Here is a 23,453-nt window from a genome sequence, read left to right on the forward strand (position 1 = left end):
AACGAGTTCGTCCAGGGGGAGGCCGTAGGCGCGGGCGAGCGGGAGCAGCAGTTCCAGGTTGGGTTTGCGCCCACCGCTCTCCAGCCGGGACAGCGTGCTCTCAGAGATGCCGGTGGTCTCGGCCAGGGCGGCCAGGGTGATGCCGCGTTTCCGGCGCAGGCTCCGCAGCCGGGGGCCTACGGCGGCCAGCACGTCGTCGAGCTCGTCCATACGCCTCATCTTGCTGAAACAGCATGGCCGCTTGCAACCGCACGGGGCCGGGCCGCACCCTCCCGGCGTCCGTCACGCTCCGGGCGCACCCGACGTACACCCGACAAGCCGAAGGGGAATCCCGGCTCATGAGCGACGACACCCGCGACCACCACGCCACCCCCGACGCCGCACGGTTCTGTCACTTGCTTCCGACCCCAGCCGGGGTGCGGCACCACCACCCCCTGCACACGGAGAGACATTCCATGCCAGACCCGTTCGAGCCGGTAACCATCGGCAAGTGGACGTTGAACAACCGCATCGCCATGGCGCCCATGACGCGCAACCGGGCCACCGCCGACGGCGTACCCACGGACGACATGGCGACCTACTACGGGCAGCGGGCCACCGCGGGCCTGATCATCACCGAGGGCGTTCAGCCCAGCGCGGCGGGCCAGGGCTACATGAACTCGCCGGGTCTGTACACGTCCCGGCAGATCGACGGCTGGCACCAGGTCGCCCGCGCCGTGCACAGCCGAGGAGGCCACATCGTTGCCCAGCTCATGCACGCGGGGCGCATCGGACACCCGGACAACAAGCACGGCGCCGAGACCGTCGCCCCGAGCGCCTTGGCCGCCCCAGGCGCCATGTTCACCGCCCGTGGACCCCAGCCCCACCCCACACCCCGCGCCCTGCGGGCAGACGAAATCCCCTTCGTCGTCGAGGAGTATGCACGCGCCGCACGGGCGGCCGTCGTCGCCGGCCTCGACGGCATCGAACTGCACGCCGCCAACGGGTACCTCCCTCACCAGTTCCTCGCCCCCTCCACCAACCACCGGACCGACGCCCACGGCGGCACTGCCGCTGCTCGTGCCCGGTTCGTCATCGAGGTCGCCGAAGCCGTCGCCGACGCGATCGGCGGCGAACGAGTCGGCATCCGGATCTCTCCCGGGATCAACCTCCACGGGGCCATCGAGGACGAGCCGACAGGGACAGCGACGACATACCGGGCACTGATCGACGCAATCGCGCATCTGAACCTGGCCTACCTGCACACCATCGGGGACCCGTCCGCCCCACTCGTGAAGGATCTCCGCAGCCGCTTCGGCGGCCCGCTCATCGTCAACGACGGCTGGGAGCGGCCGACCGACGCCGCCACCGTCCGCCGACGCGTGGAGAGCGGTCAGGCAGACCTCGTCGCCGTGGGCCGGGCCTTCATAGCCAACCCCGACCTGGTATGGCGCTGGCGGAGCCGCGCGCCGCTCAACGAGCCCGACATCGACACGTTCTACCGCGGCGGCCGGCACGGCTACACCGACTACCCAGCCCTCGATTCCTGATGTGTAGCAGGTTCTTGTCAAGGGGCACGCGTATGAAGCCCGCATGGTCCGCACCGGCTTCGAGACGATCCTGACTGCTGAGGACGACATCGAGGTCGTCGCACAGGCGCGTGTCAACCGGATCGTCGGTGAGACCAACAGCGGGGCGACGCCGAAACGGTCAAGAACCCCCGGTCCGACCATGCGGTTCGACTGGCGGATCAGCGTGTGACATCGAAGCTGGCGGCGCGGGGCACGAACGTCGTGTTCCCGTCCGCGGCAATCGCCAGAGCCGAGACGTACCAGGTGCCTTGGGCCAGTTCGGCAGCCTCCCGCTTCGTGACCTTCAGCGCGTAGGGCGTGTAGGTGCAGTGGGTTGTCTCGTCCGAGGTGCTCTGGCACTTGGCGCTCTCCGCCGAGCGCAGCTCCGCCTCGGTCGGGTCGAGCTTCGAACTCGCGGGCCAGGCGAGGACCTTGAGGTCGCGGATGTTCGTGTCGTCGCTCACGTCCACGGTGTAGGTGAACGAGCCCGCGCTGCCGTCGGACGGAGTCACGTAGCGGGCCGAGCCGTTCTCCATGGTCGGCTCCGTGGGGCCCGAGGCCAGTGCGAGGCCGCCGGCGGTCACTCCGGCGAGGGCTGCGGCGCCGATGAGCGACGAGAAGAGAATGCGCTTGGACATGGGAAGATCCCCTTGGGTTCGTTGGAGAGTCGGAAGCGCGGAAAGGCGCTGAAAGCGCGGAAGAACCGCTTCTGGAACCGGTCTTGGAAGTGGTCGTACAAGCGGTGACCGACCGCGCTGTTGATGTGATCGAGCTTATGGCCGCGGGCGTGGCGCCGTCCTCGCGCTGCGGGACGATTGGCGCCTCGAACCGCAGCTGGAGGCTCTGCAACCCAGGTAAGAGGTCGGAATCCGCCTCCAGCCGGAGCCGGACCGCTCACCTGCGGCCTTAGCCTTGATCCGCCATGAATCGAACCGATGACCGGCTGCTCCCGGTCCTGCTGATCTGCGCCCAGGCCGTGGTGTGGCCCGGGGCGTCGCTGGTGCGTGGGGCCGTTCCGCCCGCGTCCGCCCTTTTCGTGGCGTCCCTGGTCGCCGGAGTGGTGACGGCCGCGCTCGCCCTCCGCCGTGCCCGCCCGGTGACCACCCTCGTCGCGGTCGCCGCAGCCTGTGCGCTGGGTGCCGGGCCCCTGCCCGCCGGGGCGATGGCGGTACTGGGCACCGCGGGTGTCGCGCTGGCCCTGTTCACCGTGGCGACCGAACGCGACGGCTTCACCGCCGTGTTGTGCGTGGTGGCGCTGGCCGCCTGGCAGCTCCTGCAGGGCATCAGCCTGCACGGGCTCAGCGACCGGGACGGACTCGACCTCGTCATGACCGCGGTGCTGTACGCCGCCGCGTGCGGCGCCGGCCTCCTCGTACGGCGGAGAAGTCGCGCGCGCAGAGCGGCCGAACAGCTGCTGAAACGGGCCGAGTCCGAGCGCCATCGGCTCCCGGGGGCCGAACGGCGACGTATGGAAAGGGAGTTGCATGACGTCAGCGCCCACCATCTGACGGCCGTGGTGGTCACGGCGGGGGCGGCCCTCGGACTGCGCGAACGTCGTCCCGAACTGGCCCGGGAAGCACTTGAGTTCGCGATCGAGACCGGCGGCGAGGTCACCCGCGCGCTGGGCGCGGTGCGGGCCCCGGCACCCTCCCGCGAGACCCTGCCGTCACCGGAGGAACGGCTGCTGGACCTGGTCGCGGGGTTCCGGCGCCTGGACCACCAGATGGACTGCGAGATCGACTCGCTGCCGGACGGCGCCGTCGCTGACGCGGCGTACGGCATCGTGCGCGAGGCCCTGACCAACGTCGCGCGGCACGCCCCCGGTGCGCACACGTGGGTGCGGGTCCGGTACGGCGACACCCGCACCCATGTCGTGGTGACGAGTGCGGCACCGCCGACCGGTGCGGTGGCGTACGGTGCGGGGCTCGGCGGCGGTCGCGGCCAGGGCCTCCTGCGGTCCCGGGCCCGGGAGGCGGGCGGTACCCTCACCACCGGCCCGACGGCGGACGGCGGTTGGGAGGTCCGTGCGGTCCTGCCCGGCCGGACCACAGGCCCGGTGGAGCGGTCCGTTCCGCGGAGCCACCGCTTGGCGCAGCTGACGGTCGCCGTCGGCCTGGTCGTACAACCGCTGCTCCCGGCGCTGGTCATCCGGGCGCAGGACCCGTCGAGCGGTACGCGGGTGTCCGCGGGCGTGCTCTTCGCGCTGCTGGTCGTGGCACAGGCGATCGCACTGCTGTGGCTGCGCCGGGCACCCCGCGCGGCCCACGGGGTCCTGTTCGGTCTGGCCCTGCTGTGGCCGGTGGCGATGGCCGCGGGGGAGTACACCGGTCAGGTGGTCCTGCCGCCTGCGCTGAGTCTGCTTGCGACCTGTGCGGCGCTTGCGGCGGACGCGGCCCGTACGGCCGCCGGTCCGTCCCCTGCCGCAGAGCGCCCGCGCGTGTTCCTGCCGGCCCGCCTGCTCAGGCCCCGGTCGGCTCTCCCGATCGCCGCCGTGGCGGCGCACGCGGCGGCCGCGTCGGCAGCCGTCCTGGACCGGGGCACGACGGTCCCCGTCTGGGCCGTCGCAGCGTCGGCGACGGGCGCGGCGTCCCTCGCGGTCGGCGCGGGCCGCTGGGTCGGAGCCCTGCGCGGGCGGGGCGACCGGGCTGACCGGCGCACGCGGAACGAACGCCTCGCCGCCCTCACCGAGGAGGCCGTCCGGGACGCTTGGGCCGAGCGGCGCAGGATCGCCGCCGGACTGGAGAGCACCGTCCTCTCACGCACCGCCGACATGGTCGCGGAGGCGGAGGCGGGCCGGCTCGACGTGACCGCCGAACGCGCCCGGGAGGCCCTGTCCGCGATGCGCGCTCTGCTCGACACGGTCAGGGAGGGCGAGAACGGGCCCGGGCTGCGGCCGCAGCCCACCCTCCAGGCGCTTGACCTGCTCGCCCACCAATTCCGGGCCACCGGCCGGGACATCGAGATACGACTGACCGACCGCGTACCGGAACGACTGCCCACCGCCGTCGACCTGGCCGCCTACCACGCCGCCGAGACGGTGCTCGCGGCCGGCGGCGCGGAGCCGGCGGTGCTCGAACTCGACGCGGACAACGGTACGTTGACGCTCACCGCTACCGGGGTGCCCGGCGCCGCCGACCCAGCCGTCTTTGAGCGGCTGACCACGCGTGTCTCGGTACTCGGCGGCACCATGACCACCGGCCCGCAGGGTACGGTCCGCCTCCGACTGCCACTCGCGCTCGCGCCGGACAACCCGGACAACCCGGACAACGAGGAGAGGGAACGATGAGCCTCAAGGTGCTGGTCGTCGACGACCAGGGCATCGTGCGGGCGGGGTTCGCCGCCGTGATCGACGCCGAGGAGGACATGACGGTCGTCGGCGAGGCCGCCGACGGCGCCGCCGCGGTGCGGCTCGCCGCAGAGCTGGCACCCGACGTGGTCGTCATGGACGTACGCATGCCCGAGCTGGACGGTATCGCCGCCACCCGCATCATCACCGGCCGCCAGGACGCGCCCCGGGTCCTCGTCCTGACCACCTTCGACCTCGACGCGTACGTCTTCGACGCGCTGCGCGCCGGCGCCTCGGGCTTTCTCCTCAAGGACGTACACCCCTCCGAACTGCTGCAGGGCATCCGGGTGGTGGCGGCCGGCGAGAGCGTGCTCGCCCCGTCCACGACCCGCCGCCTCATCGGCCACTACGCGTCCCGGCCGGGCACCGCGGTCCGGGCCGGGAGCACCCCCGAGCTGGACAGCCTGACCGGCAGCCAGCGGGGCGTCCTCACCCTGGTCGCGTCCGGCCTCACCAACGCTGAGATCGCCGAGCAACTCGGCATCACAGTAGGCACCGTGAAGTCCCACGTGAACGCGGTGCTCCGCAAACTCGGCCTGCGTGACCGCGTACAGGCGACGATCCTCGCCTACGACCTCGGTCTGGCCCGCCCGAACCCACCCGGCACCCACCTCTGACCATCTCAACGCAGCCAAGGAGCCCATCCCCATGACCGACCGATCCTTCCCCCGCGGCCTGCGCCGCACTCACGGCGAGGTCGCCGTCCTTGTCTATCTGGCGATCTGTGCCGTCCTGCTCGTGTGGGCGCTCGTGGTGACCGTGGGCGACGACTCGGGCGAGTCCATGGCGGGCGTCATCCCGATGCTCGCCACCGCCCCCGCCAGCCTCGTCTTCCTCGTGCTGCCGGACGGCCCCGTGTGGTTCGTCACTGCCGTCGCCATCGGGGCCGGGGTCAACGCCGCGGTCATCGGCTGGTGCGCCCGCGCCCTGCGCCGCAGCGACCGTCCGGACCCCGCGTCCTGAGCCTCGGCAGAACCTGCGGGAAGCCGGTAGTCGCGCTGGCCCTGGCGGGAGCCGTCCTCTGGGCTGCGGTGCCCGAACCGGCCCCGGGGGCGGGCACGGTCGACGTCGACCAGTTGAGGTGACCCCCAGGACAAGCAGCGCACACCACTCCTCCTGCTCGCCCGTACAGTAGGCGACCCACTCGATAGTTCACGCAACGCCGGAACAACACGCTCGTGGCCTCCTCGGGCCGGACGGTGACCGGGGGCGCCCGGGGACTCGGTATCTGCTCGGAAGGCCTGGGGGGCTGGGTGGCGAAGGCGAACGGCGTCGGGCGGCCACTGCGGGGGCGTCGGTGTCGTCGGGTGGCAAGCCCCGACGGGGATCCCGCGTTCTGGCGACCGTGCCCTGCCCGCGGGTCTTGTATCATGTGGCAAAACTTCGAAATTATGGCAAGAAATCGAGAACATGCGATAGGGTGGCGGAGGGGTTCCGCGGACAGGCAGCGCGCAGCAGAGGTCAACTGTCCGCGGAACCTATGAACGCTTGCTCAGCAAAGGAGAACCCCATGCCCGAAGCTGTGATCGTTGCCACCGCCCGTTCGCCGATAGGCCGCGCCAACAAGGGATCGCTGGTCTCGATGCGGCCCGATGACCTGGCCGTGGCCATGGTCCTGGCAGGTCTTGCGAAGGTTCCGGCCCTGGACCCGTGTGACATCGATGACCTCATGCTCGGTTCCGCGCAGCCGGCAGGCGAGGCGGGCCACAACATGGCTCGGGCCGTGGCCGTGCTTGCGGGGATGGATCACCTGCCCGGTACCACGGTCAACCGTTACTGCTCCTCTAGCCTGCAGACCACCCGGATGGCGTTCCACGCGATCAAGGCGGGCGAGGGCGACGTCTTCATCTCCGCCGGCGTCGAGGCGGTGAGCCGGTACGGCAATGGCTTCTGCGACATCCCCGGCACTGAGAACCCACTCGTCGACGGGGCACGCAAGCGCACCACGGTCCTGGCCGAGGGCGGTCAGGGATGGAGCGACCCGCGACCCGCCATGCCCGACCTGTACGCTGCGATGGGGCAGACCGCCGAGAACGTGGCCCGGCTCAAAGGCATCAGCCGTCAGGAGCAGGACGAGTTCGGCGTCCGCAGCCAGAACCTCGCCGAGAAGGCGGTCGCCAACGGCTTCTGGGAGCGCGACATCACCCCGTTGACGCTGCCGGACGGCAGTGTGGTCTCCGCCGACGACGGCCCTCGGCCCGGCGTGACCATGGAATCGGTCTCTCAGCTCAAGCCGGTCTTCCGTCCCGACGGAAGCGTCACCGCCGCGAACTGCTGTCCGCTCAACGACGGCGCGGCAGCGGTCGTCATCATGAGCGACACCAAGGCGAAGCAGCTCGGACTGACCCCGCTGGCCCGGATCGTCTCCACCGGCGTCTCCGGGCTCTCGCCCGAGATCATGGGTCTCGGTCCGGTGGAGGCGAGCAAGCAGGCTCTCGCCAGGGCGGGCATGACGATCGGTGACATCGACCTCGTCGAGATCAACGAGGCCTTCGCGGCGCAGGTGATCCCGTCGGCCCGCGACTTGGGCATTGACGTCGACAAGCTCAACGTCAATGGTGGCGCCATCGCAGTCGGCCACCCTTTCGGCATGACCGGCGCGCGCATCACCAGCACGCTGATCAACTCGCTCCAGTTCCACGACAAGCAGTTCGGGCTCGAGACGATGTGCGTGGGTGGCGGACAGGGTATGGCGATGGTGCTGGAGCGGCTCTCGTGAGGACTCGCTTCGCAGGCAAGACGGCGATTGTCACCGGCGCGAGCGGCGGCATCGGATCGCCATCGTGGAACGGCTCGTCGCCGGTGGCGCGAAGATGGGCGCCGTCACGGCGCGCAAGCAGGACGCGCTCGAGGCTGCCGCTGTTCAGCTCGGCGGTTCCGATCGCGTGCTCGCCGCCGCCGGCACGGCCGACGGCAACGCACATCACGAGGACACCATCGCCCGCGCGCTCCGGATGTCGGGGAGCGTCGACCTGGTCAACAACACCGCCGTCAACGCGGGGTACGGCCCGGTGGTGGAGCTGCAGGCCGACATCACCGCAAGATCTTCGACGTCAACTGCCTGGCTGCGCCGCGGGTTCGGCGTGCCCGCCGACATCGGCTCCGCCGTCGTCTTCCTGCTTTCAGACGACGTCGCGTGGGTCACCGGTCAGGAGCTGGTCGTCGACGGTGGCGTGACCCTGGTGGGCGGAGCGGAGTGAATACCGGCACGGCCTCGCGGGTCGGGGCGTCGTCGTCACCGGCGTCGCCCGCGGCATCGGCCGTGGGATCGCGGTGAGGTCACTTCGGAAGGTGCGCGCGTGGTCGTCGGGGACCTCGACGAGCAAGGCGTGCAAGGCAGTGGCAGAGGAGGCCGGTGGTTTCGCTGTTCCCGGCGACGCGGCCGCACCGGAGGTCTTGGCATCGCTGAACGAGCGTGCCACGCGGTACCTCGGTGAGATCGGCGTGTACGTCGCCGGCACCGGAGTCTCGCGCAGATTCGGCCTCGACCCGTCGAGGCGGACTGGACGCTCAACATCGAGGTGAACCTGATGGCGCACGCGCGTGCCGGCAGGATTCCGGCCCCGTCGTGGCTCGAGCGCGGTCGCGGTAGCGGCCGATTCGTCGCCACGGCATGGTCTGCCGGGCTTGTCATGTCGCTCGGTGCGGCGACGTACTCAAGCACCAGGCATGCGGCCGTGGGGTTCGCGGAATGGCTGTCGGCGACGTACCGCCGTCGTGGGATTGAGGTCCATGCTGTCCGTCTCCGGGGCGTGCAGACCGCGATGTTCAAGGAGAGCGGCGCCTGGGCCGACCTCGTGGTCGCCGACGGAGGTCGCCGGCGCGTTGATGGAGGCGATCGAGCAGGGCCGGTTCCCGGCACTGCCCCATCCCGGGGTCGCCAGTTCCTACTTGGCCCGGGCAGCAGACACCGACGGGTGGCTGTCCGGCATGAACAGGCTCCCTCAGAACTTCGAAACGAGGCAGCAATGAAGGCATGGCAAGTCACCCAGCTGGGCGAGCCGCGGAACGCCCTCGTGCTCAGCGAGGTCGCCGACCCCGTCCCGGCCGCTGGCCAAGTCGTGGTCAAGGTCTTGGCAGTTGCCGCGAACTTCCCCGACGCGCTCCTGTGTCGCGGGCTCTACCAGATCAAGCCCGAGCTCCCCTTCACGCCCGGCGTCGAGCTGTGCGGCGAAGTGGTCGCGATGGGCCAGGAGGTCACCGGCTTTGCAGTGGGCGACCGGGTGCTGGGCAATCCAGACCTGCCGCACGGTGGTTTCGCCGAGTATGCCGTGATGAGCCAGCACACGACGTTCCACGCACCGCGAGTCCTGGAAGACGCGGAGGCCGCCTCGCTGCAGATCGGGTACCAGACCGGCTGGTTCGGACTGCACCGACGGGCCGGCATCCAAGCCGGTGAGACCCTCCTCGTGCATGCGGCCGCAGGCGGTGTCGGCAGTGCTGCCATTCAGCTGGGGAAGGCGGCCGGGGCGCGCGTCATCGGCGTTGTCGGCGGCCCGGACAAGGCGGAGTACGCGCGCTGGCTCGGAGCCGATGTCGTCATCGATCGTCATGAGCAGGACTTCGTCGAGGTGGTCAAAGAAGAGACCGGCGGCCGAGGCGCCGATGTCATCTACGACCCCGTCGGAGGCGAGACCTATCGGCGTTCGACGAAGTGCATCGCCTTCGAGGGCCGGATCGTCGTGGTCGGCTTCGCCGGAGGCGAGATCCAGTCGGCGACCCTCAACCACGCGCTGGTCAAGAACTACTCGATCCTCGGGCTCCACTGGGGTCTGTACAACAGCAAGGATCCGGCCGCGGTGCAGCAGTGCCACGCCGAACTCACCCGCTTGGCCGACGCCGGACGGATCAAGCCGCTGGTGAGTGAGCGGTTGGCGTTGGGCGACATCGCCGATGGTGTGCAGCGGCTCGCCGACGGCAGCACGGTCGGGCGTCTGGTGTGCGTCATATGAGCGAGCCGGCCCGCATCGAGTCCGTGGTCTTCGACTACGGCGGAGTCCTTACGAACCCGGTCAGCAGCAGCATCAGTGAGTGGCTGGAGGCGGACGGCATAGCCCCGGAGTCGTTCCGGGCCGTGCTCAAGGCATGGCTCTCGCGCTCCGCTTTGGGGGGCAACCCCATCCACAGGCTTGAAACCGGCGAACTGAGCGTCCAGGAGTTCGAGGACCTGCTCACGCCACAGCTGCGGACTCACGACGATCGCCCGGTTGTCGCCTCCGGGATCTTGGCGCGGATCTTCGCGGGGATGCGTGCCGATCCGAGCATGTTCGCGTTGGTCGAGGAGCTGCGCGCTCGGCATTCGTGTGGCGCTGCTGTCCAACAGCTGGGGCAACACCTATCCGCGTGCCGGCATCGACTCTCTCTTCCACGAGGTCGTGATCTCGGGCGAGGTGGGGCTCCGCAAGCCGGACCCCATGATCTACCGGCTCACCCCGGAGCGCCTCGGGATCGCCGCGGAGGCCGCGGTCTTCCTCGACGACGCGGAGCCCAACGTCGCCGGTGCCCGGGGCGTCGGGATGCACGCCTGGCTCCACATCGACCCGGCCAGCACGCGCGACGCCATGAGTCGGCTCGTCCCCGGACTGCGGTCCGTGACCCAAGTAGAAGGAGTAGAAGCATGACCGAACAGCGTGTGGCCATCGTGACCGGAGCGGCACGCGGCATCGGAGCGGGGGTTGCTCGCCGGCTGGCTCACGACGGCCTCGCCCTGGCGGTGCTCGACCTCGAGGAATCCGCGTCGAACCTGGTCGCCGAGGAGATCGTCTCCGGCGGCGGACGCGCCATCGGGATCGGGACCGACGTCAGCGACGAGCAAGCGGTGGCCCATGCGGTGACCCGGGTGGTGGCCGAGCTGGGTCCGCCCACGGTGCTGATCAACAACGCCGGCATCATCCGCGACAACCTGTTGTTCAAGATGACCACCGACGACTGGGATGCGGTCCTCAACGTGCATCTGCGTGGTGCCTTCCTGATGACCCGCGCTGTCCAGGCCCACATGACGAAGGCGAAGTGGGGCAGGATCGTCAACCTGTCGAGCACCTCCGCGCTTGGCAACCGCGGTCAGGCCAACTACGCGGCGGCGAAGGCCGGTGTGCAGGGCTTCACCAAGACACTGGCGATCGAGCTCGGCAAGTACGGCATCACCGCCAACGCCATCGCTCCCGGCTTCATCGAGACCGAGATGACGCAGGCCACTGCGAAGCGTGTGGGTGTCGCCTTCGAGGACTTGAAGGAGAACGCGACGAAGGTCATCCCCGTGGCCCGCACCGGCCGTCCCGAAGACATCGCCCACGCCGCGTCTTTCTTCGTGAGCGAGGCCGCCGGCTTTGTGTCGGGGCAGGTTCTGTACGTCGCAGGCGGCCCGCAGGGCTGAGCAGCATTGCCCATCTCAGAAGAAGTCACCGTGGTTGAGGTCGAGGGCCCACAGCACGTCGCGAGATGTGTTCAGGACGTCGCCGACCAGCGCCAGCAGCTCGGTTTCGTCGTTCTGGACCCGGCCGGACAGCAGCCGCGTGCCGCCGGCGTTGCCCAACAGCAGCGATCGGGTCGACGTACCCGATGGGCGGTCGAGTCGTCGCGAGCCTGGGGCGGCCACGTTCCTTAAGCCGTCCACGCGGCGCGACAGCGACAGCCGCACCCAGGGCCCCTGGGTCCACCGATCTTGGGAATGACCAGTGCAGACGCGACAAGAAAGGTAGGGGAACAGTGAAGGTCTTCAACGGCAGCGCCGAGCTCGAAGAGGCGGTCGGCAGCCACATCGGCGATAGCGACTGGCGTGAGATCACCCAGGCGCAGGTGAACGCCTGCGTGGACGCGACGGGTGATCACCAGTGGATCCACATCGACCCGGGAGGGCGCCGCCGCCGGACCGTTCGGCACCACCATCGCGCACGGCTTGCTCACGCTGGTGCCGATGCCCTCGGACCAGATCTTCCGGATCGAGGGCCTCTCCATGGCGGTCAACTGCGGCTGCGACCGGATATGGTTCCCTGTGCCCGCGCCGGTCGAATCACGGGTTCGTGCCCGCATCGAGCTGGTGTCGCTGAAGCTGAACTGCCTTGGTCATCTGATGACTTCGCTAGTCACGATCGAGATCGACAGTGCTCAGAAGCCGGCCTGCGTCGCGGATTCCCTCGCAGTGGTGGTTCCCTCACATGACCCGCTCATCGGGGAGCGAGCTGCCGGGCCTTGATCTGGGCCGACTTGCTCGGTGGCTCGACACCGAGCTGCCCGGAGCGCGCTCAGGTGAGCTCGGTGGCCGCGTGATCGCAGGCGGTCGCTCGAACCTGACCTACCTGGTGGGGGACGGCGTGCACCGGTGGGTGCTCCGCCGGCCGCCCCTCGGACACGTGCTGTCCACCGCGCACGACATGTCCCGCGAGTTCCGGGTCATCTCGGCGCTGCAGCAGACAGTGGTGCCGGTGCCCGCGGCGTACGGGTTGTGCTCCGATCCCGAGGTATTGGGGGCTCCCTTCTACGTGATGGAGCACGTCGAGGGCACGCCCTACCGTGAGGACTGGCAGCTTGAGCCGCTCGGTCCCGAACGCACGGCGACGATCGGTGGCCGGGTCATGGATGTGCTCGCCGCCCTGCACGGGGTCGACCCCGACTCGATCGGCCTCGCCGACTTCGGCCGCCCGAAGGGATTCCTCGAGCGGCAGGTACGCCGGTGGGGCGCACAACTCGATGCATCGCATACTCGGGACCTCGCCGGCATCGACGAGCTGCACGCACGACTCGCAGCCAATGTCCCGGAGACACTCTCGCCGGCCATTGTGCATGGCGACTACCGGCTCGACAACGTACTGATCGATGAGGACGACCAGATCGTGGCCGTGCTCGACTGGGAGATGTCCACGCTCGGCGATCCGCTCGGTGACGTGGCACTGCTGGTGGTCTACCAGCGCAGCCAGGAGTTCGGCGCCGGCGCTGCCGTCGCCACCTTCCCCCGGGCCTCGGGCTGGCCGTCCGAGGATGAACTGCTCGAACGTTACGCAACCGCGAGCGGTCGCGACCTCGGCAACCTCGGGTTCCACCTCGCCCTTGCGGCTTTCAAGGCGGCAGCGATCCTCGAAGGCATTCACTACCGCTACGTCCACGGACAGACCGTAGGCCCTGGATTTGACGGGATCGGCGACCTGGTCGAGCCCATGGTGGCCATCGGCCTCGACGCTTTGAAGGAGCACTACTGATGGACTTTGCCTACAAGATCGCGACGCCGAGGTCCGTGGAGTGGATCCTCGACAAGGCGATCCAGACCCATGGTGCCGGGGGACTGAGCCAGGACTTCCCGCTGGCCGGGATGCAGGCCGGCATGCGCACGCTGCGGTTCGCCGACGGCCCGGACGAGGTGCACCTCAACGCCCTCGGCCGCAACGAGATCAAGCGACACGTCAAGGAGGCGAGGCGATGACCGACCAGGAGGAGCTGCGGCGCCGAGTAGCCGACTTCCTCGCCGTACATGATCCGCGCAGCACGCCGGCAATGGGATGGCTGCAAGCCCGCTACGACGCCGGACTGGCGTGGGTGCACTTCCCGGTGGGACACGGTGGCCTCGGGCTGCCACGATCGCTTCAGGGCGAGGTCGATGAGCTGTTCGCAGCCGCCGGCGGGCCCGACAACCGGCCGCGGGTGAACATGATCGGGCTGGGGATGGCGGCACCTACGATCCTCGCCTTCGGGACCGAAGCTCAAAAAAAGCGATTCCTGCGGCCGCTGTGGACGGGGGAGGAGATCTGGTGTCAGCTCTTCAGCGAGCCGGGCGCCGGATCGGACCTCGCCGCGCTCGGCACCCGCGCCGTGCGCGATGGTGACGAATGGGTGGTGAACGGCCAGAAAGTCTGGACGTCGGGGGCGCAGAACGCACAGTGGGCGATCCTCGTGGCGCGCACGGACCCGGATCGCCGGAAGCATGCGGGCATCACCTACTTCCTCTGCCCGATGAGCGAGCCGGGGATCGAGGTTCGACCCCTGCGACAGATCACGGGTGAGGCCGAGTTCAACGAGGTTTTCCTCACCGATGTCCGCATCAGTGACGAGTGGCGGCTCGGAGAGCAAGGCAACGGCTGGCGGATCGCCAACACGACCCTCAACAACGAACGTGTGGCGATCGGAGGCCGTCCGGTCCCACGAGAGGACGGCATGATCGGCATTGTGGCGCGCAACTGGCGCGAGCACCCGGAGCGTCGTACACCGGACCTTCATCATCAGCTGATGGAGCTCTGGGTCGAGGCTGAGGTCGCACGGCTGACGAGCATCCGCCTGGCCCAGAAGCTGGCCGCGGGGCAAGAGCCGGGTCCGGAGGGGTCGGCCATGAAGCTGACGTTCGCCCGGATCAGTCAGGCCCTCTCGGGGCTCGAACTGGAACTGAACGGTGCCGACGGCCTCCGCTATGGCGACTGGACGATGACTCGCCCGGAGGAGGTGCACTTCCTTTCGAAGGACGCTGGCCACCGCTACCTGCGGGCGAAGGGCAACTCCATCGAGGGCGGTACGTCGGAGATCCTCAAGAACGTGGTGGCCGAGCGGGTCCTCGGACTCCCGGCCGAGCCGCGGTTCGACAAAGACCTCCCCTGGAAGGAACTCCAGCGATGACAGTCGGCAGTCTTCTCTACACCGATGTCGAGGACGACCTTCGTGCAGCGGTGAGCGCATTGCTCGCCGACCGGTGCCAGCCTTCGCACGTGGCGGCCCTGTACGACGGGGTCCCGGTCGATGCCGGGCTGTGGCAGGGCATCGCGCATGAGCTCGGACTCGCCGGCTTGCTGGTCTCCGAGGATCTGGGCGGAGCCGGAGCGTCCGCGCGGGAGACGGCAGTAGTCCTGGAGGAGCTGGGTCGTGCGGTCGCTCCGGTCCCGTTCCTGACGAGCTCGGTGATCGCCACACAGGTGCTGCTCGAGTCTGGGAGCGACCTGGTCCGGGGAGTTGCCTCCGGCCAGGAGCGCGCCGCCCTGGTTGTGCCGTGGTCGACGGCTCCGGGCAGTGACCTCCCCCAGCTGTCGGTGGCGGAGGGTGCGCTCTGCGGTCGGGTGCGTTCGGTCGCGGGAGTGCTCGATGCGGACCTGCTGCTCGTGCCGGTGCCTGGGGACGCAGGAGCCGATCTCTACGCCGTCCGAGCCTCGGAGGTCGACGCGCGACCCGTCGTCTCGCTGGACATGTCCCGGCAGCTGGCTGATGTCGACCTGACCGGAGCGCACGGCATCGTGATCGCTTCAGGCCCGCCGGGCGCCGCCGCAGTCCAGCGGGGACTGATGTGGGGGGCCGGACTGCTCGCGTCCGAGCAGCTCGGAGTGGCCCGATGGTGCTTCGACACATCGCTGGCGTATGTGAAGGAGCGTCGCCAGTTCGGTCGGGCCGTGGGCGGCTTCCAGGCCGTCAAGCACCGGCTTGCGGATCTCTTCGTGCAGCTGGAGGGTGCGGCCGCTGCCGCGCGCTACGCCGCGGGAGCCCTCGCGGATGACGCCGATGACGTCGAAGTTGCCGTGGCCGTGGCCGTGGCCTACTGCAGTGATATCGCGGTGCACGTCGCAGAGGAAACGATTCAGTTGCACGGCGGCATCGGCATGACGTGGGAGCATCCGGCTCACCTGTACCTCAAGCGGGCCAAGGCCGGCCACATCGCATTGGGTACGGCGGGTTGGCACCGGACCCGGCTCGCCGACCTTGTGGACCTGCCGGCATCTCCCGCCAACATCTTGGCGATTTGATCGAAGAGTCGGCCCGAGCCGTGGTGCGCTCCGCGCGAAGCGGAGCTGCACGAGCGGCGCGGCCACAGGCGGCTCAGGGCGGCGGGCGCCGACCCGAAGCAGGAGCTGGTCTTCACCGACCGCGTCCGGCTCACCCTCGTCTAGCTGCACACACATCTTCCGCATGCCGCGCCGGCCGAGTTGTACGGCGTTGGCCGCTCCACGGTGAGCGAGGCGATCGGCGAAGTCCGTCCCCTGCTCGCCCGGCGCGGTTTCGCCGTCCCCGACCGGCCGGGCCTGCGCCCGCGCACCCATGGCCGACGGGTTCGCCTACGCCACCGCAGAGCGCATCCAGCTGCGCATCGACGGCATGGAGACCCAGGTCCGCCCATTACCTTCGTCGTAGAGCCCGGTTCGGGTTCGTGGCCATCGGGGCCGGAGCCCGCATCCTGGCCGAGGTTGGCGACGCCAGCGCGTTCCCCACCGCCGCCCACCTGGCCTCCTACGCGGGACTGACTCCCACCACGCGTCGTTCCGGGACCTCCATCCGGGGCGAAGGACCGCCCCGCGGCGGCAACAAGACGCTCAAGCGGGCCCTGTTCCTGGCCTCGTTCGCCTCGCTGAGCAGCCCCGAATCGCGGGCCTACTACGACAAGAAGCGCGCCGAAAAGAAGCGCCACAACGCGGCACTCATCTGCCTCACCCGCCGCCGTGTCGACGTCCTGCACGCCATGCTCAAGCACCGCGCCCTCTACCAACCCGGACACGAACAAGCAGCCTGACCAAGCCCACAACCCTTGACCGAACAGATAGAAGCACCCCCCGCAGCGCACCGGCCCGGACGCCGCGCGTTCGTCTCGGGCAAGAAGAGGCAGAACACCCTCAAGACCACCACCATCAGCGACGGTCAGGGCCGCATGCTGTGGAACGGTGCCGACCGGCCGGGCGGATGCACGACCAGAGTGCCGTGCGCACCGAGGGCATCGCCGAGCAGTTGCGTTTGCACCCGGCCATGAAGGCCGAGGTCGACGAGGGCTACCGGGGACTGGCCAACGAGTTCCCCGGCCAGGTCAGCGCCCCGCCGAAGAAGCCCAAGGACGACGCCCCCGACGGGGAGAAGCAGGCCTTGGCGCGAGATGCGGCGCCGCCAGTCCTCCCGCCGCATCGTCGTCGAGCACGCCAACGCCGAGATGCGCCAGTGTCGGCCGCCGCAGCGCTACACAGGACATCGCGCGACCTACGCCGAAACACAGCTGTTCTGCCACACCTACGGCCGGGGCAGGGGCTCGGCGCAGATGATCCCGGGCTGGCCGTACTCCTTCGTCGCCGACCTGGAGCCGGGCCGCACCTCCTGGACCGCGCTGCTGGACGCGGTCCGGCTCGGGTCGGGCGATGACGAGACCGCGGTGACCGCCACGCAGCTGCGCGAGATGGTCGAGCGGCTGCGCGCGGCCGGGCACCGGCCGGAGGGGGATCTGCCGGTTCTCATCGTCCTCGACGCCGGCTACGACGTCACCCGTCTCGCCTTCCTGCCGGCCGACCTGCCGGTGGAGCTGCTGGGCCGGATGCGCTCGGACCGGGTCTCGTACTTCCCGCCCCCGCCGCAGCCGCCGGGCAGGATCGGGCGCAGCCCAAGCGTGGGGAGTTCAAATTCGAGGACGAGAGCACCTGGCCCGTACCTGCCCACACGACCACCAGCGCGACCAGCCGCCACGGTCAGGCCGTTGCCGCCGCCTGGGACCGGCTGCATCCGCTGCTGAGCCGACGCCCGGCATGGACCGACTACCCCGCAGGCGAACTCCCGGTCATCTCGGGCTTGGTGATCCGCCTGGCAGGTCGATCACTTGCCCGGGGATCGCGATCCCAGACCGGTGTGGCTGTGGTGGTCGGGCGTCGATGCCACGGCCGCGGACGTGGACAGGCTCTGGCGGTCGTTCCTGGGATCCGATGTCGCCGCTGCGGTGGACGACCAAGTCGCTGCGGTCTCTGGCCGGGGACCTGACGCGGCAGGGCCATGCCGCCTCGGCGCCGACCGTGGGCAGGCTGCTGCGGGAGAACGGTTTCAGTCTGCAGGCCAATGCCAAGACCCTTGAAGGCGCTCAACACCCCGACCGGGACGCGCAGTTCCGGTACATCAACGACCAGGTCAAGGATCACCAGGCCGACGGCGCGCCAGTGGTCAGTGTGGACACGAAAAAGAAGGAAGTCGTCGGGGAGTTCAAGAATGCGGGACGTCAATGGCGGCCGGCCGGTCAGCCTGTGCGGGTCGATGTAACCTAGCCAACGCCGACGCGTCGACGTACCAGGGCCGCGACGCTCACCGCCAGCACCAGTCCGGCACCGTAGAAGGCGTTCTGGACCCAGCCGGTGTATCCCAGCAACTGCAGGCCGATCACGCCGGTGGCCAGGAAGTAGACGCCGATCAGGGTGCCGATCGGGTTGAACTGGCCCGGATGCACGACAGCGGTGCCGAGGAAGACGGCTGCGATCGACGGTAGGAGGTAGACGGAACCCGCCACCGGGTCGAAGCCGCCGACGCTGGCCACGATCACGATGCCGGCCAAGCCGGCGAGCATGCTGGCGGCAACGTAGCTGCCGGCCCGGACGGCCCGCACGTTGACACCGGCGAGCCTGGCCACATCGCGGTTCGCGCCGACGAACGCGATGTGGCGCCCCAACGGCGTCCACGTCAGCACGTAGGCGAACACCAGGCTCAGGGCGACGCCGTAGTAGAAGGACAGCGGAAGGCCGAAGAGCCGGTGCACCATGAGGTCGGTGAGTTTCGGGTCGGAGATCGCGATGGACGTCGCAGACCCGACGAGCTCGGAAAGGCCCAGGAAGAAGCTCGCCGAGCCCAACGTGACCACCAGCGACGGGACGTCGAGCACCACCACGAAGAAGGCGTTGATCATGCCGCAGAGGGCGGCGACTCCCATCGCGATGAGGCAACTGAGCCAGCTGGGGACGCCGTGCAGCGTCGTCAGCACGGGAACGATCGTTGCCGCCAGTCCCATGACGCTGGCGAATGAGAGATCGAACTCCCCGGCGACCAGCGTTGCGAGCGCCGCAAGGGCCAGGATCAGCAGGGCCGACTGCGACCCGAAGATCGCCTGGAATGTCGACGTCGTTGCGAACGTGTCGGGCATCCGCACGGCATACCCGACCGCGAGCAGCACCCAGACCAGGATCAAGGCGTACCTGGACAGCAGCTGTCCGGGCGACATCCACCCGGGGCGCCGGGAGGTGCGCTGATAAGCGTTGGGTCCCGTGCCGATGTCGGTCGGACTCGGGGTTGCCTGTTTGGCGGCCATCGTCACTGTCCTGTCATATGGGGCGCCGGGGTCGTGAACACTTGCTCGAGCAGCGTGTCGGCGTCATCGCTGTCGCCGGGCGTGAGTCCGCCGTCCGCTTGATAGATCAGCACTCGATCGCAGATCGCGGTCAGATCGTCGGCCTCGCTGCTTACGATCAGGACGCCGGTGCCGTCCTGCGTGATGTCGGCGATCTTGTGAAGGATGTCCTGGCGGGCGCCCACGTCGACGGCCTGGGTCGGCTCGTGCAGCACCAGCAGCTTCGGCCGCATCGCCATCCACTTCGCAAGGAGCACCTTCTGCTGGTTTCCGCCGCTCAGCTGGCGGGCGAGCGCGTGCGGGTTGGCCGGCCGGATGCCGTGCTCGTCGATGGCTCGCCGTCCTTCGATGGCCCGCCACGTCCTGCTGAGGAAGAACGAACGCCGCAGGCGCCTGAGTCGGGGCAGCGTGACGTTGTCCTGCACCGTCAGCTCCAGGGCGAGCCCATCGCGGTCTCGCCGCTCGGGCACCAACACGACACCCGACCGCATGGCCCGGGAGACGCTGAAGCGCGCGAGGTCCACGTTCGCGTTGTCTACGTGGAGCATGCCCGCCGTCGTGCGCGCGCCCCCCGCCACCAGAGCGGGAATCTCTTCGTAGCCGCTCCCGGGGACGCCGGTGATGCCGACGATCTCGCCGGCGCCGATGCTGAAGGTGATATCGCGTGCGTGCTGGCCGGCCATGCCCTGCACCACGATGCGGGGCCGCTCGTCGGCAGCCTGCTTGCCGGCCCGGTCGAAGCGGGTAACCGAGTCGCCGAGCATGGCCCGGGCGATCTCGTGTTCCGGGAGGCCGGCGGCCGCGTCGAGATCGGCGACGACGCGACCGTCGCGCAGCACGGTGACGCAGTCGGACAGGGAGGCGAGCTCGTGCAGGCTATGACTGATCATGATCACCGACGATCCGCCCGCGACCATCTGGCGCAGCATCCCGTGGACCCGGTCAAGGTCACTGCCGCGGAGCGCGCGCGTGGATTCGTCGAGGATCATGAGTCCCTGTCCGGGCGCGTGATCGCGCAGCGCTCGCGCGATCGCCACCTCGGCACGCTGGGCAGCGGAGAGCTCGCCGACGTAGGTGGCTGGGTCCAGGTCCACGCCCAGCCGGGAGAGCGTTGTCGCGGAGATACGATCGCATGCGCTGCGGTCAATGCGGCCCATGCGGGTGGTCGGGAACCCTCCGACGCAGATGTTCTCCGCGACCGTCAGGTGGTCGAGAAGCCCCAGGTCCTGGTGGACGACGGAGACGCCTGCGGCGTGTGCCGCCTGCCACCGCACCGGTGTCCCGAGCGCGGTGCCGTCGACGCTGATCCGAGCTCCGGGATCAGGGGCGTAGACGCCGGTGAGGATCTTGATGAGGGTCGACTTGCCCGACCCGTTCTGTCCGGCAAGACCGCGGATCTCTCCGGGACCGACCGTGAGGTCGACCCCGGAGAGGACTCGGTTGGGCCCGAAGGTCTTCGAGATCCCTCGGAGCTCGAGGCGAGCCATGTCACTTGGCTCCCCACGCGGTGAGGAACTGCTCCTTGTAGGCGTCGCTGCCGTACCACTCCATAGAGGCGTAGCCCTTCGGGGTGAGGGCGAGGCCGGCCACGTCGGCCTTGGTGAACAGGCGGTAGGGGACCGGCAGACCCTTGTCGGCGGGGGCCTGGCCGGCGAGCATCCGCACGACGTCGTCGGCGAACAGCCAGCTGGTGTAGGACAGGAAAGAACCCGCTGTGGCGAACTCAGGACCGCCGCCGGCGATACCCTGCAGCACCGCGAGGTCACCACCCATGCCCCCGATCTTCACCTTCTTCTCGAAGCCTGCGGCGCGCGCACCGGCGATAGCCGGCGGGATGGCTGTGTCGAGCACGGCGAAGATGTAGTTGGTGTTCGGCTCCTTGATCAGCGCAGCGCTGACCTGCGAGGGGAGCTTGTCGAGGCTCGCACTGTTGTAGTTGATGCGCGTCACCTTGCAATCCGGGCACTTCTCGCCGAGGTACTTCACCGCGTGATCGCCGGTCGCCTGAATGGTCCGTGTGTCCGAGGTGCCGATGTAGAGGATGTTCGCCTTGCCCCCGCTGTCGGCGATCAGCGCGCTCGCGGTGAGCTCTTGACCGAGGAGCTGCTGGTCGATGGTGTCATGGAAGGCGAGTGTCTCGGTGTTGTGCCTGCCGGAGGGCAGGGCCGCGCCGCCGAGCAGGACCTTGACCCCCTTGTCCACCAGAGCGTCCACCGCATGGGAGGCGAGCACGTAGTCGACATAGCCGGTGACGACGGCATCGGCGCCGCTGGAGCCGGCCTGCTCAAGGCACGCTGCGATCGCGGTCGGCACAAACTTGCCGTCGCATACGTGGACGTGGACATCGAGGTGGGACAGCGCCTTGGTGAGCGAGTCGGCGTACACCTGGAAGGCTGGCGGCGCCATGCTGATCGGCACATACCAGACGCTCTTGCCGGCCAGCCCAGTCGTGTCCGCGACCGGGGCGACCTTGGGGAACTTGGTGACCGGAGCGCTGTACTGCTCGATGATCGCCTTGGCGTCGTCGATGGCGGCGGATGAGGGGCCGGTCGCCTCGCCCGAGGTCGTGTCGCCCCCCGCCTTGCCGGCGCCGCAGGCTGGCATGGCCAGTGCGAGCAGTCCCGCCACGGCCAGGACGGCGGTACGGCGATAGCAGCGAACGACTCTGTTCGTCAACATGCCCTCTCCTCAGGAGTACTCGATGTGGCGTGCGTCGCAGGGACTGTATTCGATATTCGGAGAACTTCAAGACATTTGTAAATAATTGCGAAAATTATCTTCGGTCGAGGTCGGCGCGAGTCGGGTCGGCGTGCTCCAGATGCCCCACCACCCGGGGCAGGACCGAGGCGTCCAGCTGACGTCCGCGCCAGGCGATGTGTTGGTCCGGGCGGACCAGGAGGAAGTGTTCGTGTGCCCACGCGGCCGGCGCCGGGATCACCGTCAGCGGGATGCCGAGGTGCTCCGCCTTCCCCTGGAACCGTGCGATGACGGCTGCGTCGGCGACGCGTGGATGGATCAGCGTCAAACCGCGACCGAGGTCGTCGTACAGAGCATGACCCGGCTCGAGCCAGGCATGCGGGAGCCGCGAGCCGGGTACGGTCGACGGCGTGAAGTCCACCACGTTGAAGGGCGGCGGTGCCTCGTTCGTCGTGACCACTACCGGTGAGTCGTGGTACGAGTACCCGAGCACGAGACCCAACGAGTTGAACTCCTCGTACTTGGTCTCCTGGATGCGTTCGGCGGTCCGCGCGATGTCGGGGCCTGAGGCCGCGAGGTTGCGCGTCGCAGAATCGATTGTCTGCTGTGCGACCTCGCGCCGTTCCGCCTCGTAGGTGCTGAGCAGCCCGGGGCCTGCCCAGCCGTGCAGCACAGCAGCGAGCTTCCAGCCGATGTTGACCGCATCTCCGACGCAGGTGTTGAAGCCGTGGCCTCCGAAGGGCGGATTCACGTGCGCACTCTCACCGACGAGGAAGACCCGGTCGGAGGCGTACTGGTTGGCGATCAGCATCCGGGGGACCCACGGGTCGGTGGCGAGGAGTTCGATGCCGATCTCGTCCGCCGGCTGCCCGGTGAGTGCGGCGACGAGCTCGACCGCGCGCTCTTCGGTGCACGTGACATCGATACCACCGAGGCCCGCCCACCAGATCCCTTCACCGTCGAGCGGGCCCATGGTCGCCTTCACCTCCGGGCCGATCACCCAGTAGTGGATGGCCTCACCGATCGCGGGGTGCAGTCCCGGTGCGCGGAACACCGCGTTGAGGTTCGAGCGAGGCGACGAAACCCCGGCAAGCGTGGAACCGATGGCGTCTCGGGTGACGCCCTTCGCCCCGTCGCAGCCGGCGACGTACTCCACGGTGATCTGGTACGTCGACTCGTCGTCGCGCGTGATCTCGCAGGTGACCGAGTCGCTCGACTCAGTCAGACCCGTGACACGCTCTGCGAGTCGGAGCTCGACGAGTCCGGTCGACTGCAGGTGGGCGCGGAGCACCTCCTCGACGATCGGTTGCGGCACCTGCTGCCCGCCTTCGGCGAAGATGTCACTGGGATCAGCCCTCATCCCGAAGGCGTCGTCGAAGTGGGTGATGACCTCGCCGTTGAGCGTGGTGCAGAAGATCACCCTCCGGCACCACTCCGGCTTGAGCGGCGCAGCTTCTCGCACGGCGTCCGCGACGCCCCATCGGCGGAACAGCTCCATCGTGCGGGGGCTGGTCGTCTTGGCCCGCGGCCTGCTGTGGGAGACCGTCGCGCGTGGTTCGATCACGATCGAGCGGATCCCGTGGAAGGCCAGCTCGGCGGCGGTGGCGAGACCCGCGGGGCCGCCGCCCGCGATGAGCACCTGGGGCCGAGAGGTGAATTTCTGGCGATTCGGCATGCGCGTATGGTTGGGCGTGTGACGGCCGGCATGCAGGGGGCATTTCGATGAGTGGCACGCAATATTCCGGGCGTCCCTCCGGCCGGCCGCCTGTCGGGGAGCCGATCCTGGACCGGGCGTTCCGGCTGCTGCGGGCGTTCACGTCGGACG

At 69.2% G+C, this 23,453-nt stretch carries 22 protein-coding genes and 4 pseudogenes; 19 read left to right on the plus strand and 7 right to left on the minus strand.

The window, feature by feature from the left end; translation table 11 throughout:
• Nucleotides 1–219: helix-turn-helix domain-containing protein (locus F7R91_RS40290; protein WP_225321088.1), on the minus strand; the 219-nt coding region annotated here is incomplete at its 3' end.
• 236 nt (nt 220–455) lie between these two features.
• On the opposite strand from F7R91_RS40290, the gene F7R91_RS40295 reads away from it, so the two are divergent.
• Both F7R91_RS40295 and F7R91_RS42400 read left to right on the plus strand, forming a co-directional pair.
• Nucleotides 456–1,529, plus strand: coding sequence for an alkene reductase (locus tag F7R91_RS40295; RefSeq protein WP_150958662.1), 1,074 nt, complete (start codon nt 456–458; stop codon nt 1,527–1,529).
• A gap of 43 nt (nt 1,530–1,572) precedes the next feature.
• Nucleotides 1,573–1,740: a hypothetical protein gene (locus F7R91_RS42400; RefSeq protein ID WP_191971871.1), complete on the plus strand. Its 168-nt coding sequence runs from the start codon at nt 1,573–1,575 to the stop codon at nt 1,738–1,740.
• On the opposite strand, the gene F7R91_RS40300 is transcribed toward F7R91_RS42400, so the two are convergent.
• Nucleotides 1,730–2,188 (minus strand): DUF5707 domain-containing protein, encoded by a 459-nt coding sequence (locus F7R91_RS40300; RefSeq protein WP_150958664.1) that lies wholly within the window; start codon nt 2,186–2,188, stop codon nt 1,730–1,732. The genes F7R91_RS42400 and F7R91_RS40300 overlap by 11 nt on opposite strands.
• A gap of 284 nt (nt 2,189–2,472) precedes the next feature.
• On the opposite strand from F7R91_RS40300, the gene F7R91_RS40305 reads away from it, so the two are divergent.
• The 9 genes and pseudogenes from F7R91_RS40305 to fabG all read left to right on the plus strand — a co-directional run bounded on the left by F7R91_RS40305 (nt 2,473) and on the right by fabG (nt 11,269).
• A complete protein-coding gene (locus F7R91_RS40305; protein ID WP_150958666.1) occupies nt 2,473–4,836 on the plus strand; it encodes a sensor histidine kinase in 2,364 nt (787 codons plus the stop codon).
• Nucleotides 4,833–5,513 carry a response regulator gene (locus tag F7R91_RS40310; protein ID WP_150958668.1) on the plus strand — a complete coding sequence of 227 codons (681 nt, stop codon included), beginning with the start codon at nt 4,833–4,835 and terminating at the stop codon, nt 5,511–5,513. The genes F7R91_RS40305 and F7R91_RS40310 overlap by 4 nt, the downstream gene beginning before the upstream one ends.
• Nucleotides 5,514–5,544: 31 nt before the next feature.
• A complete protein-coding gene (locus tag F7R91_RS40315) occupies nt 5,545–5,859 on the plus strand; it encodes an SCO4225 family membrane protein (RefSeq protein ID WP_150958670.1) in 315 nt (104 codons plus the stop codon).
• Between the two features lie 547 nt (nt 5,860–6,406).
• A complete protein-coding gene (locus tag F7R91_RS40320) occupies nt 6,407–7,615 on the plus strand; it encodes an acetyl-CoA C-acetyltransferase (RefSeq protein WP_150958672.1) in 1,209 nt (402 codons plus the stop codon).
• Between the two features lie 64 nt (nt 7,616–7,679).
• Nucleotides 7,680–8,096, plus strand: a complete 417-nt coding sequence (locus tag F7R91_RS40325; RefSeq protein WP_225321089.1) for an SDR family oxidoreductase — start codon at nt 7,680–7,682, stop codon at nt 8,094–8,096.
• Nucleotides 8,097–8,426: 330 nt separating this feature from the next.
• Nucleotides 8,427–8,624: pseudogene (locus tag F7R91_RS44170) on the plus strand (dehydrogenase); the annotation flags it as partial.
• Between the two features lie 240 nt (nt 8,625–8,864).
• Entirely contained in the window at nt 8,865–9,848 is a 984-nt protein-coding gene (locus tag F7R91_RS40335) for an NADPH:quinone oxidoreductase family protein (protein ID WP_150958674.1), read from the plus strand.
• Between the two features lie 351 nt (nt 9,849–10,199).
• Nucleotides 10,200–10,517 carry an HAD-IA family hydrolase gene (locus tag F7R91_RS43525; RefSeq protein WP_225321090.1) on the plus strand — a complete coding sequence of 106 codons (318 nt, stop codon included), beginning with the start codon at nt 10,200–10,202 and terminating at the stop codon, nt 10,515–10,517.
• Nucleotides 10,514–11,269, plus strand: coding sequence for a 3-oxoacyl-ACP reductase FabG (fabG, locus tag F7R91_RS40345; RefSeq protein WP_150958676.1), 756 nt, complete (start codon nt 10,514–10,516; stop codon nt 11,267–11,269). The genes F7R91_RS43525 and fabG overlap by 4 nt, the downstream gene beginning before the upstream one ends.
• Before the next feature lie 15 nt (nt 11,270–11,284).
• On the opposite strand, the gene F7R91_RS44175 is transcribed toward fabG, so the two are convergent.
• Nucleotides 11,285–11,533 (minus strand): hypothetical protein, encoded by a 249-nt coding sequence (locus F7R91_RS44175; protein WP_331000733.1) that lies wholly within the window; start codon nt 11,531–11,533, stop codon nt 11,285–11,287.
• A gap of 183 nt (nt 11,534–11,716) precedes the next feature.
• On the opposite strand from F7R91_RS44175, the gene F7R91_RS43530 reads away from it, so the two are divergent.
• The 8 genes and pseudogenes from F7R91_RS43530 to F7R91_RS44565 all read left to right on the plus strand — a co-directional run.
• Nucleotides 11,717–12,088, plus strand: a complete 372-nt coding sequence (locus tag F7R91_RS43530) for a hotdog family protein (protein WP_225321091.1) — start codon at nt 11,717–11,719, stop codon at nt 12,086–12,088.
• Nucleotides 12,051–13,088 carry a phosphotransferase family protein gene (locus F7R91_RS40360; protein WP_150958678.1) on the plus strand — a complete coding sequence of 346 codons (1,038 nt, stop codon included), beginning with the start codon at nt 12,051–12,053 and terminating at the stop codon, nt 13,086–13,088. Before F7R91_RS43530 ends, F7R91_RS40360 begins: the two co-directional genes overlap by 38 nt.
• Nucleotides 13,089–13,096: 8 nt before the next feature.
• Nucleotides 13,097–13,309: pseudogene (locus tag F7R91_RS40365) on the plus strand (acyl-CoA dehydrogenase family protein); the annotation flags it as partial.
• The gene (locus F7R91_RS40370) at nt 13,306–14,490 is read left to right on the plus strand and encodes an acyl-CoA dehydrogenase family protein (protein ID WP_150958681.1); all 1,185 of its coding nucleotides are present in this window, start codon (nt 13,306–13,308) and stop codon (nt 14,488–14,490) included. The pseudogene F7R91_RS40365 and the gene F7R91_RS40370, both read left to right, overlap by 4 nt.
• Complete coding sequence (locus tag F7R91_RS40375; protein WP_150958683.1) at nt 14,487–15,602, plus strand: acyl-CoA dehydrogenase family protein; 1,116 nt, start codon at nt 14,487–14,489, stop codon at nt 15,600–15,602. Before F7R91_RS40370 ends, F7R91_RS40375 begins: the two co-directional genes overlap by 4 nt.
• Before the next feature lie 401 nt (nt 15,603–16,003).
• Nucleotides 16,004–16,363 (plus strand): annotated as a pseudogene (locus tag F7R91_RS40385) (transposase); the annotation flags it as partial.
• A gap of 354 nt (nt 16,364–16,717) precedes the next feature.
• Entirely contained in the window at nt 16,718–17,341 is a 624-nt protein-coding gene (locus F7R91_RS42405; protein ID WP_191971872.1) for a transposase, read from the plus strand.
• Nucleotides 17,250–17,849: pseudogene (locus F7R91_RS44565) on the plus strand (ISAzo13-like element transposase-related protein); the annotation flags it as partial. The gene F7R91_RS42405 and the pseudogene F7R91_RS44565, both read left to right, overlap by 92 nt.
• Nucleotides 17,850–17,857: 8 nt before the next feature.
• On the opposite strand, the gene F7R91_RS40400 reads toward F7R91_RS44565, so the two are convergent.
• The 4 genes from F7R91_RS40400 to F7R91_RS40415 all read right to left on the minus strand — a co-directional run bounded on the left by F7R91_RS40400 (nt 17,858) and on the right by F7R91_RS40415 (nt 23,303).
• Nucleotides 17,858–18,892 (minus strand): ABC transporter permease, encoded by a 1,035-nt coding sequence (locus F7R91_RS40400; RefSeq protein ID WP_150958685.1) that lies wholly within the window; start codon nt 18,890–18,892, stop codon nt 17,858–17,860.
• A 2-nt stretch (nt 18,893–18,894) separates the two neighbouring features.
• Nucleotides 18,895–20,418 carry a sugar ABC transporter ATP-binding protein gene (locus tag F7R91_RS40405; RefSeq protein ID WP_150958687.1) on the minus strand — a complete coding sequence of 508 codons (1,524 nt, stop codon included), beginning with the start codon at nt 20,416–20,418 and terminating at the stop codon, nt 18,895–18,897.
• 1 nt (nt 20,419) lies between these two features.
• Nucleotides 20,420–21,610, minus strand: a complete 1,191-nt coding sequence (locus F7R91_RS40410) for a sugar ABC transporter substrate-binding protein (protein ID WP_150958689.1) — start codon at nt 21,608–21,610, stop codon at nt 20,420–20,422.
• Nucleotides 21,611–21,704: 94 nt separating this feature from the next.
• Nucleotides 21,705–23,303, minus strand: coding sequence for an FAD-dependent monooxygenase (locus F7R91_RS40415; RefSeq protein WP_150958691.1), 1,599 nt, complete (start codon nt 23,301–23,303; stop codon nt 21,705–21,707).
• Nucleotides 23,304–23,453: the final 150 nt, after the last annotated feature.

The sequence above is a fragment of the Streptomyces luteolifulvus genome (genome assembly GCF_008806595.1).
GTDB classification, from domain to species: domain Bacteria; phylum Actinomycetota; class Actinomycetes; order Streptomycetales; family Streptomycetaceae; genus Streptomyces; species Streptomyces luteolifulvus.